Annotated in this window: 14 protein-coding genes; 3 read left to right on the forward strand and 11 right to left on the reverse strand. The window is 48.9% G+C overall.

Going from position 1 to position 13,333, the window contains the following annotated elements:
* Positions 1–213 precede the first annotated feature (213 nt).
* On the forward strand, positions 214–1,725 hold the full coding sequence (locus AAH446_RS10435) for a sensor domain-containing diguanylate cyclase (RefSeq protein WP_463322803.1): 1,512 nt from the start codon (positions 214–216) through the stop codon (positions 1,723–1,725).
* Between the two features lie 379 nt (positions 1,726–2,104).
* Positions 2,105–2,920, forward strand: a complete 816-nt coding sequence (locus tag AAH446_RS10440; RefSeq protein ID WP_342906643.1) for an arginase family protein — start codon at positions 2,105–2,107, stop codon at positions 2,918–2,920.
* A 13-nt stretch (positions 2,921–2,933) separates the two neighbouring features.
* Here the strand turns inward: AAH446_RS10440 and AAH446_RS10445 are convergent, their stop codons facing one another.
* From AAH446_RS10445 to AAH446_RS10455, 3 genes are all read right to left on the reverse strand, one after another.
* Complete coding sequence (locus AAH446_RS10445) at positions 2,934–3,473, reverse strand: GNAT family N-acetyltransferase (RefSeq protein WP_342906644.1); 540 nt, start codon at positions 3,471–3,473, stop codon at positions 2,934–2,936.
* An 88-nt stretch (positions 3,474–3,561) separates the two neighbouring features.
* On the reverse strand, positions 3,562–3,825 hold the full coding sequence (locus AAH446_RS10450) for a hypothetical protein (RefSeq protein ID WP_342906645.1): 264 nt from the start codon (positions 3,823–3,825) through the stop codon (positions 3,562–3,564).
* A gap of 144 nt (positions 3,826–3,969) precedes the next feature.
* On the reverse strand, positions 3,970–4,431 hold the full coding sequence (locus tag AAH446_RS10455) for a GNAT family N-acetyltransferase (RefSeq protein ID WP_342906646.1): 462 nt from the start codon (positions 4,429–4,431) through the stop codon (positions 3,970–3,972).
* 317 nt (positions 4,432–4,748) lie between these two features.
* Between AAH446_RS10455 and fhuE the strand changes: the two genes are divergently transcribed.
* Positions 4,749–6,947, forward strand: coding sequence for a ferric-rhodotorulic acid/ferric-coprogen receptor FhuE (gene fhuE, locus AAH446_RS10460; RefSeq protein ID WP_342906647.1), 2,199 nt, complete (start codon positions 4,749–4,751; stop codon positions 6,945–6,947).
* A gap of 171 nt (positions 6,948–7,118) precedes the next feature.
* Here fhuE and AAH446_RS10465 read toward each other — a convergent pair whose 3' ends face one another.
* The 8 genes from AAH446_RS10465 to AAH446_RS10500 form a co-directional block, all read right to left on the reverse strand.
* Positions 7,119–7,745, reverse strand: a complete 627-nt coding sequence (locus AAH446_RS10465; protein ID WP_342906648.1) for a LysE family translocator — start codon at positions 7,743–7,745, stop codon at positions 7,119–7,121.
* A gap of 40 nt (positions 7,746–7,785) precedes the next feature.
* Positions 7,786–8,754: an ornithine cyclodeaminase family protein gene (locus AAH446_RS10470; RefSeq protein ID WP_342906649.1), complete on the reverse strand. Its 969-nt coding sequence runs from the start codon at positions 8,752–8,754 to the stop codon at positions 7,786–7,788.
* A 15-nt stretch (positions 8,755–8,769) separates the two neighbouring features.
* The gene (locus AAH446_RS10475; RefSeq protein ID WP_342906650.1) at positions 8,770–9,315 is read right to left on the reverse strand and encodes a carboxymuconolactone decarboxylase family protein; all 546 of its coding nucleotides are present in this window, start codon (positions 9,313–9,315) and stop codon (positions 8,770–8,772) included.
* Between the two features lie 12 nt (positions 9,316–9,327).
* Positions 9,328–9,906, reverse strand: coding sequence for a bacilysin biosynthesis protein BacA (locus tag AAH446_RS10480; protein ID WP_342906651.1), 579 nt, complete (start codon positions 9,904–9,906; stop codon positions 9,328–9,330).
* Positions 9,907–9,926: 20 nt separating this feature from the next.
* Positions 9,927–10,913, reverse strand: coding sequence for a branched-chain amino acid transaminase (locus tag AAH446_RS10485; protein ID WP_342906652.1), 987 nt, complete (start codon positions 10,911–10,913; stop codon positions 9,927–9,929).
* Positions 10,913–12,322 (reverse strand): phenylacetate--CoA ligase family protein, encoded by a 1,410-nt coding sequence (locus tag AAH446_RS10490; RefSeq protein WP_342906763.1) that lies wholly within the window; start codon positions 12,320–12,322, stop codon positions 10,913–10,915. Before AAH446_RS10490 ends, AAH446_RS10485 begins: the two co-directional genes overlap by 1 nt.
* A 102-nt stretch (positions 12,323–12,424) precedes the next feature.
* Positions 12,425–12,847 carry a DUF2000 domain-containing protein gene (locus tag AAH446_RS10495; protein WP_342906653.1) on the reverse strand — a complete coding sequence of 141 codons (423 nt, stop codon included), beginning with the start codon at positions 12,845–12,847 and terminating at the stop codon, positions 12,425–12,427.
* Positions 12,848–12,876: 29 nt separating this feature from the next.
* Positions 12,877–13,233: a Dabb family protein gene (locus tag AAH446_RS10500; RefSeq protein ID WP_342906654.1), complete on the reverse strand. Its 357-nt coding sequence runs from the start codon at positions 13,231–13,233 to the stop codon at positions 12,877–12,879.
* Between the last annotated feature and the right edge of the window lie 100 nt (positions 13,234–13,333).

Genomic DNA, 13,333 nt, shown 5'->3' on the forward strand with positions numbered 1-13,333 from the left:
CGGCCTGCATAATCCCGTCAGGCCAGGAAAAAGACAAGGACAGAGGGTTACGCTCATTGTTGAAGCCATGTCTGCTAGAGCATCGGCTCTCTGATCCCTGTGGCGTGAAGGTCTGCCTTGCGGCACCACTATTCATAAATTATGCTTCAGTATTGAAGTCAGCAGGGCAGGCGGCATTTGAACAGACATTCTGATAAGACTCCCGCTTCGCTGATGCGCACGACCCTTGGCAGAAGCATGGCGGCTTTCCTGCTGCTGACGACGCTGACCGTGGTGGGTATTAACGTCTGGTCCCTCTGGAACTCCTGGCAGCAGAGGCTGGGTGAGCGGGAGGATGACGCCCGCAATCTTTCCGTTTCGCTGGCGAAACAGGCAGAGGATGCCTTCCTGCAGGTGGATATCACCCTGGCTGATGCGGTCAGGCAGATCGCACAGAACGGATTCAATTACGCCGTAACGTCCGCCTTTACGCGCCAGCTGAAGGAGCAACACGCCAGGCTTCCTCAGCTGCATGGGTTATTTATTTACGACGCGCAGGGCAACTGGGTTGCCACATCGGGCAATTATATGCCGGCGAAGGCCAGCAATGCGGACCGGCAGTATTTCACCTGGCACAGAACCCATACCGATACGGGAATAGTTGTCAGCCACGTTATCCGTAGCCGTTCAACCGGCGATCTGATCATTCCTGTATCGATGCGCCTGAACGACAGGGCCGGTAACTTCGCTGGCGTCGCTCTGGCCACGGTCAAGGTTGACTATTTCAGGCATTTTTACAGTTACTATACGCTGGGAGAGCGGGATGTACTGGGGTTGATCCTCGCTGACAGCACCGTACTCTATATCCGGCCTCTGCCCGAGAACGCCATTAACCGCAGCCTTTCCGCCAGCCCGCTGTTTAAAACCGCGCTTAAATCCTCACCCAGCGGCAGCGCAACGTGGCGTTCGGCGCTTGACGGCATTGAGCGCATCTACGGCTACGCCCGGCTTGAACAGTATCCGTTGATTGTGGCGGCTGGCTACGATCGTGAGAAAATCCGTGAGGACTGGTTCGCCGACAATATGATTTACGTCGTACTGAACCTGATTTTGCTGGCCGTAATTACCGGCATGGGGATATTTGTGCTGCGTCAGGTCAGGTTCAATCTGAAAAACCAGCTGCAGTTGACCCAGGCCCGGGACGAACTGACCACCATGAATCAGATGTTGCAGACGATGGCCCTGCTGGATGGTCTGACGGGGCTTGCTAACCGCAGGCAGTTCGATGTCCTGCTGGATCAGGGCATGGAGCGATCCCTGAAGTCCGGTGAGCCGCTGTCGTTGATTATGATCGATATTGATTTTTTCAAGCGCTATAACGACGCCTACGGTCACATCGCCGGAGATCATTGCCTGAAAAAGATCGCCGCAATGCTTAAAGGGCTTATGCAACGTAGCCCCGATGTGGTGGCACGCTACGGTGGCGGGGAGTTTGCAATAATCCTGCCCTTTACCAGCGCACCTGATGCCAAAAAGCTCGCTGAGCGGGCGGTGTTGGCCGTCATGGATGCCGGGATTGCTCATAAAGCCACGGAGCTGTCGGCGGGGATAATGACCATCAGCGCCGGATGCTGCACGATAATTGCCAGCGGACAGCCGGGTGAAGCGGAACGTCTCAGGGCGCGGGCGGATGGGGCGCTGTTTGAAGCGAAGCGCAGCGGGCGAAACCGCGTGCATTACGGATAATGACGGCGCAGGCTTTACGCGCCGGCTAAATGGCCGCCGTTGCGCCTTTTCAGCTCTTCCTGCATGCATTTTACCGTCTGGTACCGGTAACATATTGCGTCAATGTAAGGCGCAGTTATGCAGAAAGCGTTCTGCGACAAGGCCCGTGTTACTGGCGTGACGCTACGCTGAAGGGTAACCGCTGTCGTTTACGTACCGCTTACCGGGTATCCCACGCTGCTTTCTAAAATAGCCTGTCAGCTAAATCGCCTGCATATCCTCCTTCTGAACATTCAATCGCTGCGGCATATACATCCATTTCAGTACTGGTATAAGCTGGAAACCGATAGCGGCAAAAGACGCCAGCTTCAAAATCAGTGATTTGAACAGGAGCATGATAATGCGCAGGAAAAAAGTCGCTTATACCGTGTATCAGGGCCGGGCGGGCGATCATAATAATCTTGCTATGCCGGGTGCAAAATCCCTCGGTGAGGCCTTTACGCTGCGTGGCGGTGAAATCCCGGTCAGCATTGGCACGCCTGAACCCGCACTTAACCTCGGCTGGCGGGAAGAGCTGGATGCAGCCTTGCCCGATCTGAAGGCGGTACAGGCCCGTTTTGAAGAGGTGTTCAGCACCGGCGCGGTTTCCGTCTCCGCCATCAGCCGCTGCGCTGTGTCGCTGGCCACGCTGCCGGTAATGGCAAAACATCATCCGGACGTATGTGTGGTGTGGTTTGATGCGCACGCCGATCTCAATACGCCGGAGAGTTCCACGTCGGGTTTTCTGGGCGGGCTTGCGCTTACTGCGCCGGCAGGCTTATGGAACTCCGGCCTTGGCAGCGGCCTCAGCCTCGATCAGCTGGTGCTGGTGGGCCAGCGCGACCTCGACCCTTTTGAATCTGCGCTGATCGAACAGTACAGTATCCCTTGTATTCCTCCCGGACACAACCTTACAGAACGGTTACGTGAGGCTATTGCGGGTCGTGCGGTTTACGTTCATCTGGACTGTGACGTGCTTGAGCCGGGCATTGTGCCTACGGATTATGCCCATGAAGGCGGCCTCACCCTGGCCGAGTTGACCCTGTGTTGTGAAGTCATTGCGGCGCATAGGTTTGTGGGGATTGAGATAGCGGAGTTTCAGAACGCCTGGACGCCGGACGGCGCGCCGGTTTCCCCCGCACCGCTTATTGATGCGCTGATGCCGCTGCTGAAGTAGCCTTGTTCAGAATTTAACAAAGGCGGTTCCATTCATCCCGGGTGATCTCCCACAGCTCTGAATCCAGCTCACCGGCGATATAGTGCGCTTTGCTGGTATGGACGAGACGCATCCCCGCACTGGCCGATATTTTCTTCGAAGCATAATTTACGTTTGCTTTAGGAGCGCGTAATACTTCCCGGCCAAGCGTGTTAAACCAGAAGTCAGTGACGACTCTGGTAGCCTCGGTCATATAGCCCTTTCGCTGCCATTCAGGGACCAGCCAGAATCCCCTGTTATTGTCAGGTTCATCAGATAAGCAAATCAGTCCCGTCAGGACGTCAGGCGCTTCTTTCCTTCTTAAGGTCCAGTACCAGGCCGTGCCGTTTTCTGAGGCGGGCAGGGCAACCTTGTTAACGAAATGGAAAGCGCCATCGTCCGGAAAGGGCCAGGGAACTCTGGCGGCAAGATAACGGACAATTTCCCAGCGTGGATATACCTGCTGGATCTGTACGGCATCTTCAGTACAAAGCGGTTTCAGATAAAGGCGGGCGGTTTCAAGGGCAGGTGTCATTGATACTCCTTGTAGAGAGCGGAGAATAATTAAAATGCTTTTATCTCCGCAACTGGATGACCAGTAAGATTTCACCGGCAGTGACGGGCTATTGCAGAATAAAAACCGCCACTATAAGCAATCCCGTAGTCAGCGCTATAAATGCAGCTCCCGTTGCGAAAGCATGTACTGTTGTCTTTTCTTCTTTACGAATATCCGCAAAGCGGGCAAGCGCGCGCTGTGTATCCGGTGCGCTTATCTCTTCAAATTGTTTTTTAAAGCCCTGTCCAGCCAGCCGGGAGGCACCCTCTGCGTCCGATCTTTCCAGTATGGCCATATGCTTACCCTTTTTAAAAAAACAGTAATCTGGCATCAGCGGCGCCTTAATGACATTAACAGTCATGCATTAACATATACGATCGGATTTCATTCTGTACATCTGTAACTACGAGCCTGTTTAAAAGAGACTTAGCGGTGCAGGTGGTGGAATTTAGTCCGGCTGTCAGTCTGAATCACGTTATGCGTCCCGATCTAACTTTTTGCAAAAACAGATCGCTTCCTCCCACCCTACGTAGGGGCCATAGTTCGCTATTTCTCTGTAACCCTGTTTCTGATAGAAAGCCACTGCGCCAATATTGATCCGACGGGTTTCCAGCCAGATTTCTGAATAGCCCAAAGCCCTGGCCGAGTTTTCAAGAAAATTGACTAAAGCCGTACCGATACCCGGTAAGGAACGTACTGAAAACATTCTTTTAAGTTCGGCTATCTCCTGCGAGAGCGGTCTGAGACCGCCACACCCAATGGCTGCGCCGTTTTTATCCCGGGCCACTACCCACAGCGCTCTGCCAGACCTCATCTCAGCGCTATCAAAATGGCGCTTTCCGTTATCCCCGGTAATGCCGGCCAGCTCAGCGGAAAGTTGTTCTATCAGTGCTTGAGATTCTGGCAGCAGTGGATTGCTCTTTTCGATGCTAATCATAGTGATAATCCCTCAGGCTAGGCGTTACCCGTAAAAAGAATGCGCCTGCGGAAGCGATCCCCTTGCTGAACAAAGGCATAATTTTTCGTTTCCGACAGATTTAACCCCGGCAGGGCAGTCCCGGCAGCAACATCCTTTTACATCAATAACTAAAATGATTATACTTCTCATTCGCTTTACTGATTTCTTCACAAAAAGCCTGTAAATCAATCAGTTTAAGACGAAAACTCAGGTGAGCTTTTTTGTATGAAAGCCCCTGAATGATGCGAATCCGATCGTCCGGACTTGTGAAAATTATAAATTTTTGAGGGTTAATAATGCCTTTTTCTTTGCCTCATCTCAGGGAAACCCGTACGGCCCAGGGTGCGTCGCTTTACCGTCAGGTACCCTCGGTTTCTCTGCTCGCCGTGGTGATTGCTGCTGCTTTACAGGTACCTTATACCACTGCCGCTGAATCCACGCTGGTCGTTAGCGCCACGCCTGACAGCCCCGCCGATACGCAGAATACCGACTACAACGTGCCGGTGACCCGCGCCGGGACCAAAATGGCGCTGACCGCACGGGATACGCCACAGTCAGTGAGCGTGATTAGCAAGCAGCGAATGGAAGATCAGCAGCTGCAGTCCCTGGATGAAGTACTGAAAAATACCACCGGCGTTTCAGAATCTAACTCCGGAACCAGCCGAAGTAACTATTACTCGCGCGGGTTTATGATTGACAACTATATGGTGGACGGCATTTCCACCTCTTTTGAACCGCAGTGGAACATGGGCGATTCCCTTGCCGATACCGCGGTTTACGAGCGTATTGAAGTGGTGCGCGGCGCTACGGGGCTAATGACCGGCGCCGGTAGCCCGGCAGCCTCGATCAATATGGTGCGCAAACATGCGGACAGTCGGGAGTTTGTTGGTGATGTCACCGCCACCTATGGCAGCTGGGATAAACAGCGCTATGTCGCCGATCTCTCCGCGCCGCTGAGCGAATCTGGTGATGTGCGTGGGCGGATTATTGCGGGCTATCAGGATCAGGATAGCTGGCTGGATCGCAACAGCACCACCAAAAAGTTCCTTTACGGCGTGCTGGACGCGGATCTGACCGATGCCACTACGGTCTCGGTCGGCTATAACTATCAGGAAACGAATACGGATGGCGCGACCTGGAGCGGCCTGCCGGTTTTCTATAGTGACGGCAGCAAAACCAACTATGACCGCAGCACCAGCACCGCGCCGGACTGGGCGTATAATGACAAAACCTCAAAACAGGTCTTTGCCAGCATCCAGCACAACTTCGACAGCGGCTGGAATTTTACCGCTAACGGCACGCACACCGAGCAAGATTTCGATGGCAAGATGCTCTATATCGACGGTTTCTTCGATAAGAATACCGGCATTGGCGTCAGTCCTTATGCGGGCTCGCCGAACGTAGGTGGAACCGGCTGGAACCGCGGCACCCGCAAGCTGGATTCCGTCGATGCCTTTGCCAGCGGTCCTTTTGAGCTACTGGGTCGTCAGCATGAGCTGATGGCGGGCGTCAGCTATAGCCGCCAGCATAACCAGTACTTCAGCACCTGGAAAAACATCTCCTCGCAGGAAGTGGGCAATTTCAATGAGTGGGACGGCAGCTTCCCGGAGAGTAACTGGGATGCCTTCAGCGAAGCGCAAAATGATACCGTACATCAGAAATCGGTCTACGCCGCTACCCGCATTTCGCTCGCCGACCCGCTGCACCTGATTATCGGTGCCCGCTACACTAACTGGAGCACCAGTACCCTGACCCAGAATATGGAGAAAAATAATACCTCTCCTTATGCCGGGCTGATTTATGACATCAATGACACCTACTCAGCCTACGCCAGCTACACCACGATCTTTAAACCTCAGGCTTACCGTGACGCGAGCGGCGCCTATCTGACACCGATTACCGGCAAAAACTACGAGACCGGCTTAAAAGGCGACTGGATGAACAGCCGCCTTACCGCCTCGGTAGCAGTATTCAGGATTGAACAGGATCACGTTGGTCAGACCGATTACACTATTATCCCGGGCACTAATGAATACGCCTACACGGAAACCAACGGCACCGTCTCGAAGGGCATTGAGTTTGAGATTAACGGCGCCGTCACGGATAACCTGCAGATGACCTTTGGTGCGACGCGCTACGTTGCGCAGGATGGCGAGGGGGAAGCGTTTAACCCGAACCTGCCGCGCACCACCGTCAAACTGTTTACCAGCTACCGGCTGCCGATGCTTCAGGAACTTACCCTTGGCGGCGGCGTGAACTGGCAGACCCATACCTGGGATCATGTTGCCGGTCCGAACGGCAGCGGCAGCCTGTACGCTGAGCAGGGCAGCTATGCGCTGGTCGATCTCTTTGGTCGTTATCACGTCACCAAACAGCTGTCGCTACAGGCAAACGTAAATAACCTGTTCGACAAGTCTTACAATGTCGACGCGGGCAAAAGCCTGGTGTACGGCGCGCCACGTAACTTCTCCATCTCGGCGAACTATCGCTTCTGATGGGAATAACAGCATGCCTCCAGGCGGGGCATGCTGCTTTTGCCAGCAAATCCTGCCTCACCTCTGAATCCACAATTTCATCGTCAGAATTATTCTTGCTGCCAGGATTTCCAGTTTGATCTCATTTTTATGGGGTCTCGAAACTGCTTGTATAAGCTGAAGTATAAAACCCTAAAGTGTCTTTATCACCATTCCAAGCGCAGCCAGTATCATAATTAAACCGGCTGTTCGGAAAAGGAGTCGTTGTGCTTTTGCACTGGTGAGAAGGTGGCGTATTCTGAGCGCTGCCAGAATAAAGACCGCTCCAACACTTAGAAGGACGAATACGGTAAGCGGCACCAGCATTCCTCCCCATATCTGTAATGATACATTATCCAGCGAGATAACAAGGGGCAGTATCGCCAGGTAGAAGGCGATGGTTTTAGGGTTTCCAAGAGTTATGGTCAGCCCTGAAAACCAGGCTGATGCCAATTCTCGTTTCGTCGATTTTTGGTCAATGTTTATTGCCTGAGGCTGGTGGCACCAAAACTGCCTTGCCAGCATGCATAAATAGAATGAAGCAGCCCAGTTAATCAGCGTGAAAACAGATGTGTAAGTATGAGCGATTACTGCCAGGCCAAATACGGCAATAGAGAGGTAAATCAAATCTCCGAGAATAAGGCCGGCCAGCATAGTAAAGCCGGTTACCGCACCACCATTTACGCTACGAGCGACTAATGCAGTCATTCCTGGGCCTGGAATTGCGGCAGCTAAACCGAGAGCAGTAATGTAAGAGATGATTTGAGCAGTTCCTAACATAATTATTCCTGTTAAAATGAAATGCGGTGATGATGGTTATTTAAAAACCGTTGTTCATAGATATTTTAGTCTGAGCAACGACTGCCCGGGCAAAGACTAAGTCCTGAACGGCGAGCCCAACGGACTTAAATAGACTTCTCTGCGGATTAAGTGTTATCGGGAGAATATCTGACGTGAGCAATTCACCTATTTCAGTGCCCATATTGTCTTTGGGTAAAAATCCTTGTTGTGTTGCTTGTAGCAAACATGATGAGGAATTCCAGACGGCATCTCTGGAGTCAACGAACAGTTCCACCCCCGCATAAATATCGGCCCCGATTTCCTGAAAACCTAGGGCTGAAGCGCCAACAGCATTAATATGACAACGAGCAGGAAGGTCATTGGAATGGAGAAACGGTTCCTTTGATGCTGTTACTGTACAGATGATGTCAGCATCTGAGATAGCTTGGGCAGGCGTCATCGCGACTGTTATGGGCAGTCCCAAATGTTGCCGACACCATTCTGCAAATGCAGTTGCGCCTGTGTCACTTCTTCCCCAGATTGAAATATGCTGGAATGGGCGAATCTCCATCATCATCTGGGCGTGTTTTTTTGCCTGAATTCCAGTACCCAGGATAGCAAGACGGCTAGCATTTTTAGGAGCCAGAATATCAGTAGCCAGTGCAGATGCCGCTGCTGTACGCAATTCAGTCACTGCGGCAGCGTCAACGAGGGCTATATCGCCCTTATCAGAAGCATCATAAAGTAAAATACAACCCTCATGAGACGTCCGCTTCTTACTGTGGCTTAAATCTACCTTGACTGTTTTTAATCCAAATCCAGCATATGGACCTGCTTCAATGTAGGCGGGCATGGTTCCCATCAGGCTACCTTGTTCGGAAGCAATAACGCTCCGCAACGTCTGTTTAACTCTGCCCTGGCTTAACAGGGCAAAAGCGTCCCGGCTCAACTGTATACATTTTGAAAGAGATAAAGCTTCTTCCACTTGCTTACGATTAATGAATTCCATGGTGATTATCCATCGTTATCGTGTCGGAAAGGACTGGAATTGGGGCTCAATCTGAGTATGTGCGATACTGTTGAGAAGCGTTGACATTGTTTTTTGGGACACCCCCAAAATAACGTCCAGAACATTTTGCTGGCTATATCCTGCGCTCAGTACCTCTTCTAAAGCTTGTTGAGGTATCTGGCCTTGGGCCAAAACAACTTGACGAGTAAAGCGATATAACGCTGCCAGTTTGCCAGGAAGGACTTCGGGTTCGTGGGCAAGCGTATTCAGAATTTCTACCGATACCCCTTTATGCTGCGCGATCCAGTTATGGGCCTGAACCGTGTAGGCACACTGATTTATGGTCCCCGTTGTTATCCACACAACTGCGCGTTCCTCTTCGTTCAGAGAACACTGGCAGAACGCGTCATGGGCGAACTGGTAAGATGACAGCAATGCAGGTGACTCCGCCATATAGGCGCTTTGCCAGGGAATCCAGCCAAAAACATCAATTGAACCTTGAAGTGACGAACGACTGGCAGAGGGTGCACTGTCGAGATTGTGCATTTTCAGTATTGTCATTTTCTGTCCTTTTCAAATATTAGAGGCGAACACAGACCAAAGCATATGTATAGGGCGGGTTCGCGAAATAAAGCTGAGTTTGTGTATTCTGGCCGCAACTTCAGTAGTTAAAGCTACATCCACTTTACGGGAAACTACAGCTTGTGCTGCCGCGCTAGTGGATGGCATCTCAATGACTTGCTTAATATGTAATCCGTCAGGGAGTAACTCTTTAATTAATGGGATAGGTGCAGGATGTGACGCGATATACAATGGTCTGTCAGGTAATTCTCTATTAGCCACCAGACCATAAAGTGGAGTATCATAAAGAAATGTCGCCAGTAATTTCAAGCGAGTATCCATATAAAAATCATTAATTTTTTGATACGCGTTGGCAACAATTAATATTCCCTTTTCATTCTTAATGTTATCCCTTGCCAATTCATAGGTTTCATTAAGAAAGATCTCGTGATGGCTATTAGAATAATTATCTCTCATCCAGAGGTGAAAGAATTGAGATGCATATTCACTACTTGTTCCCGAAGGGCCTAATGTGTTAATAGGACAGTTCACGGCATGACTCAAGCCTATGTCCAAAAAATGGTAGTTCATCGCTTCACCTGAAATTTTATTTAGTAGACAGGGGTTAACCAATGATTAAAAACGTTTAACTCCCCACGAACTGACTGTTCATACAGTCCCTTAATAGTCATTGATATACTGTGAGTATCCATACTGTTAAGTTTGTGGTGATCAATCTGACTAACTGGGGATATCTCGACCCCCGTACCTGTTAAAAAACATTCATCAGCAGTCAAAAGTTCTGACGGTAAGATGTCCCGTGCTTCTACTTTCAGGTCAAGATAGTTTGTCGCAAGCGTAATTACAGTGTCACGCGTGATCCCTTCGAGAATATGTGCTGTAGTGGGGGGTGTTATCAGCTTCCCATTTTTGACCATAAAAACATTCGATGTGGTTGCTTCTGCAACATAACCATGACCATTTAGCATAATGGCATCGTCATATCCGCCACGTTGAGCAGCTTCCATTGCCAGGGCTGAATTAACGTAACTTCCTGTAATTTTAGCTCTTGCAGGAATAGAGTTGTCGGCAACACGACGCCAGCCTGAAATAGTGCAGGCTATACCGCCCTCTTTAATATAAGAGCTCATATTGAGGCTGTTCACTGATAATCCGCTACTGACACCAGAGAGTTTCACGCCAAAGCCACTGCCAGGTAAAAGATGGTGCTTATACGCAATAGGTCTGATGTAACAGTCATTTCTGGTTTTATTTCTCGCCAGGAGTGATACTATCAATTTTTTTAACACCTGATGTTCAGGAAGATCATTAATTAACAGTAGTGATGCTGACTGGCAAAGCCGATTAATATGATCATCTAATCGGAAAATATTTACCTCCCCATCAGAATCATGTGTATAGCCACGAATGCCTTCGAATACAGCGGTTCCGTAATTAAATGCTTGTGTCGTAATAGGTAAAACGGCTAGATCGGATTCAATGAACTCGCCATTGAGGTAACTCCATCGGTGGTGTGCTGGTTTTATTTCACTGATTTCGCTGATTTCACTAATTTTATTGGGGTAAGCAACGTTCATTATTGGAACCCCCGATTGATCAATGCAAGAGCTGCTTCACGATCACTATTGTCGGCTGCGGGCCGCAAATCGTGGATACGTGCCGCCTTCCAACTGACCATAGCCGAAGTTGCAGTTACGCTACTTGTTTCTCCAGTAATAAGATTTACTTTGACGCCTGTAATCGTCTGCTCTATATGCGTCCTAACGTCCTTAAGTACCGGAGAGATATCTAATTCCTTATTAAACATCTCAACCGTGATATTAAGAGCATCGATACCTTCGCTTCTGTCGATTTGAATAGCATAGTCCAGGCAGCCTTTCAGCCGTTCAAGAAGTGCCGCCTCTAAATCCCAGGCGCAGTAAGCTGTACCATTGAGGGTTAGGACATCACGCACGCGGCCGATGGGCACTATTTTTTGACTGCCATCAGGCATGTAAGTCGAGCGCACAATGTCACCGGTACGGTAACGAATAAGCGGCTTCTGCCCCTTATAGAGATGCGTTATGACCAACTCGCCGGTAACCTGCCCCTTTTTTACGTCATAGCCTGTACCGCTGGAAGGATCAATAATCTCGTAATAGTTGTTTAGAGGGATTGTATAAAGGTTACTGTCTTTTGCACAGACGGCAAGAATAGATGATTCCTGAGAGGCATACATACAGCTATAGACATGTGCGCCCCATACCTCACCAATGTTCCTTAATAGCGATGGAGTTGTTAGTTCACCAATCGTGAGGATCAAACTTACACTTGTATCGGACGGATTCTGCCCCGTATTTTTAAGAAATCGAGCAACAGAAATAGCTACTGCTGGCGTGCAGACTAGTGCGGTTATTTTTAGTTCATTGATCAATGCCATGACTCGTTTCATTCCCACTACAGGTGAACGAGGCCACATTTTCACAACGCTGTAACCAAGGCTGCGAAATACATCTTCAAATGTATCACCTGTTGAATGAAGTTCACTTGGTCCCATTACCCCCACAATATGATTTGAACCATGCAGTTTAAATATATCCCGATAATTAATAATAAGAGGGGTATTGTTATGGATTGAATCAGTCTCATTACGGGGGCAAGGTGTCGGCTTCCCAGTCGTACCTGTTGTTTCATAATAAATCCAGCTTTGGTCAAGTGGCGCGGATGCTAATGATGCGCCATATTTTCTCAGATCATCTTTGGTCGTAAATGGAAGCGCGTATAATCCATTTGTCGACAATGATTCAATGTCTTTAGGGGACAAGTTTTTTAAATGTTCGCGATAGAATGGAGAGTTTTTAGAAACATGCCGAACAATTTCCCGGAGATTATTATTTTGATGAGTTTGAAGCTGATCTAAACCAATATCCCCTGCGTTAAAATTACAATGTTGACGATAAACTTTTTTTGCTTGCTTTATCACTTCATCTTTAAAAATAGCATGCATATAGCCTTCCTTATCTAAAAAGGTTTCGAGTTGAATACCCATGTTTACGGAGGAGAAATCAGAAGCATATCCACTATTGACTTAGTGGTTCTTCATGGTGAATTATTTGTAGAGTGGTAGGTTTCCGGTCATTCTTGTCACTTTCTTTTTAGGTCCAATAACGCCAATTGCTATCAGTTCAATATTACCACTGTTTGTTGAAGATATTTTTTCGCCGTACTCTTCATACGTCTTACATGACTGCGCCAGTGCACTAAATGGCATAAAATAAATGTCATCATCATTTTCTGCATTAGTCTGTATTTCATGCAGGTATTCACCTGACGCCAGAAGAATAGGAAGCGGACTGTAAATTACGCCAGGATAATTGACTCCGTCAAGACTTTGCATGTCTGGGCCAACGAGGTTTTCAACTGTACGTCCAAAACTGATTCCAATGACGCTTGCCGCATTCATAGCAAGACCTGCTGGCAGATCTTTATCAACAATGATCTTACAGCGATGTTGGTTGGCATCAAATTTCATCTTCAATCCTTAATTCCATAGGGGTTGTTTCAATGGGTATTGGTGATTTTATTTAATGCAGATAGTAACCCACTCTTCTGTGTGAAATTATTGGTTATTTCAATGTCAATAACCTTCCAATCCGCGATGAATTTCCATTTTATTACCCCTTCCTGGTGGTTCGGGTGGATAATATAAGCATTAAGATCTTCAATATTTTCAAACAGACCAATCACCACAAAATCCGCAGCAATATCTCGCTTTGTGATATTTCTGCCGCAGCTCCATCCTTTTATTTCATCAATATAGTTTGGGTGGGCACGTGTTGCTCTTTCTGCATCAATGGCTTCCAGGGATGACCAGCTCCATGGGCTCCTGAACGTAAACATGACGATATGCATTAACATATGATTTAGTTGTTCCCTCATGATGTTTGTAATAACTCATCGAAAAAGTAAACACATTATGCAGCAGCTAAATGGGAATTTGTTACCTATATCATTTACT

The sequence above is a fragment of the Erwinia psychrophila genome (assembly GCF_039023475.1).
Taxonomy (GTDB): Bacteria; Pseudomonadota; Gammaproteobacteria; order Enterobacterales; family Enterobacteriaceae; genus Erwinia.

Coding starts and splice junctions, on each gene's coding strand:
- AAH446_RS10435 (WP_463322803.1), top strand. CDS start 214: ATGCGCACGACCCTTGGCAGAAGCATGGCGGCTTTCCTGCTGCTGACG.
- AAH446_RS10440 (WP_342906643.1), top strand. CDS start 2,105: ATGCGCAGGAAAAAAGTCGCTTATACCGTGTATCAGGGCCGGGCGGGC.
- AAH446_RS10445 (WP_342906644.1), bottom strand. CDS start 3,473: ATGACACCTGCCCTTGAAACCGCCCGCCTTTATCTGAAACCGCTTTGT.
- AAH446_RS10450 (WP_342906645.1), bottom strand. CDS start 3,825: ATGCCAGATTACTGTTTTTTTAAAAAGGGTAAGCATATGGCCATACTG.
- AAH446_RS10455 (WP_342906646.1), bottom strand. CDS start 4,431: ATGATTAGCATCGAAAAGAGCAATCCACTGCTGCCAGAATCTCAAGCA.
- fhuE (WP_342906647.1), top strand. CDS start 4,749: ATGCCTTTTTCTTTGCCTCATCTCAGGGAAACCCGTACGGCCCAGGGT.
- AAH446_RS10465 (WP_342906648.1), bottom strand. CDS start 7,745: ATGTTAGGAACTGCTCAAATCATCTCTTACATTACTGCTCTCGGTTTA.
- AAH446_RS10470 (WP_342906649.1), bottom strand. CDS start 8,754: ATGGAATTCATTAATCGTAAGCAAGTGGAAGAAGCTTTATCTCTTTCA.
- AAH446_RS10475 (WP_342906650.1), bottom strand. CDS start 9,315: ATGACAATACTGAAAATGCACAATCTCGACAGTGCACCCTCTGCCAGT.
- AAH446_RS10480 (WP_342906651.1), bottom strand. CDS start 9,906: ATGAACTACCATTTTTTGGACATAGGCTTGAGTCATGCCGTGAACTGT.
- AAH446_RS10485 (WP_342906652.1), bottom strand. CDS start 10,913: ATGAACGTTGCTTACCCCAATAAAATTAGTGAAATCAGCGAAATCAGT.
- AAH446_RS10490 (WP_342906763.1), bottom strand. CDS start 12,322: ATGCATGCTATTTTTAAAGATGAAGTGATAAAGCAAGCAAAAAAAGTT.
- AAH446_RS10495 (WP_342906653.1), bottom strand. CDS start 12,847: ATGAAATTTGATGCCAACCAACATCGCTGTAAGATCATTGTTGATAAA.
- AAH446_RS10500 (WP_342906654.1), bottom strand. CDS start 13,233: ATGTTAATGCATATCGTCATGTTTACGTTCAGGAGCCCATGGAGCTGG.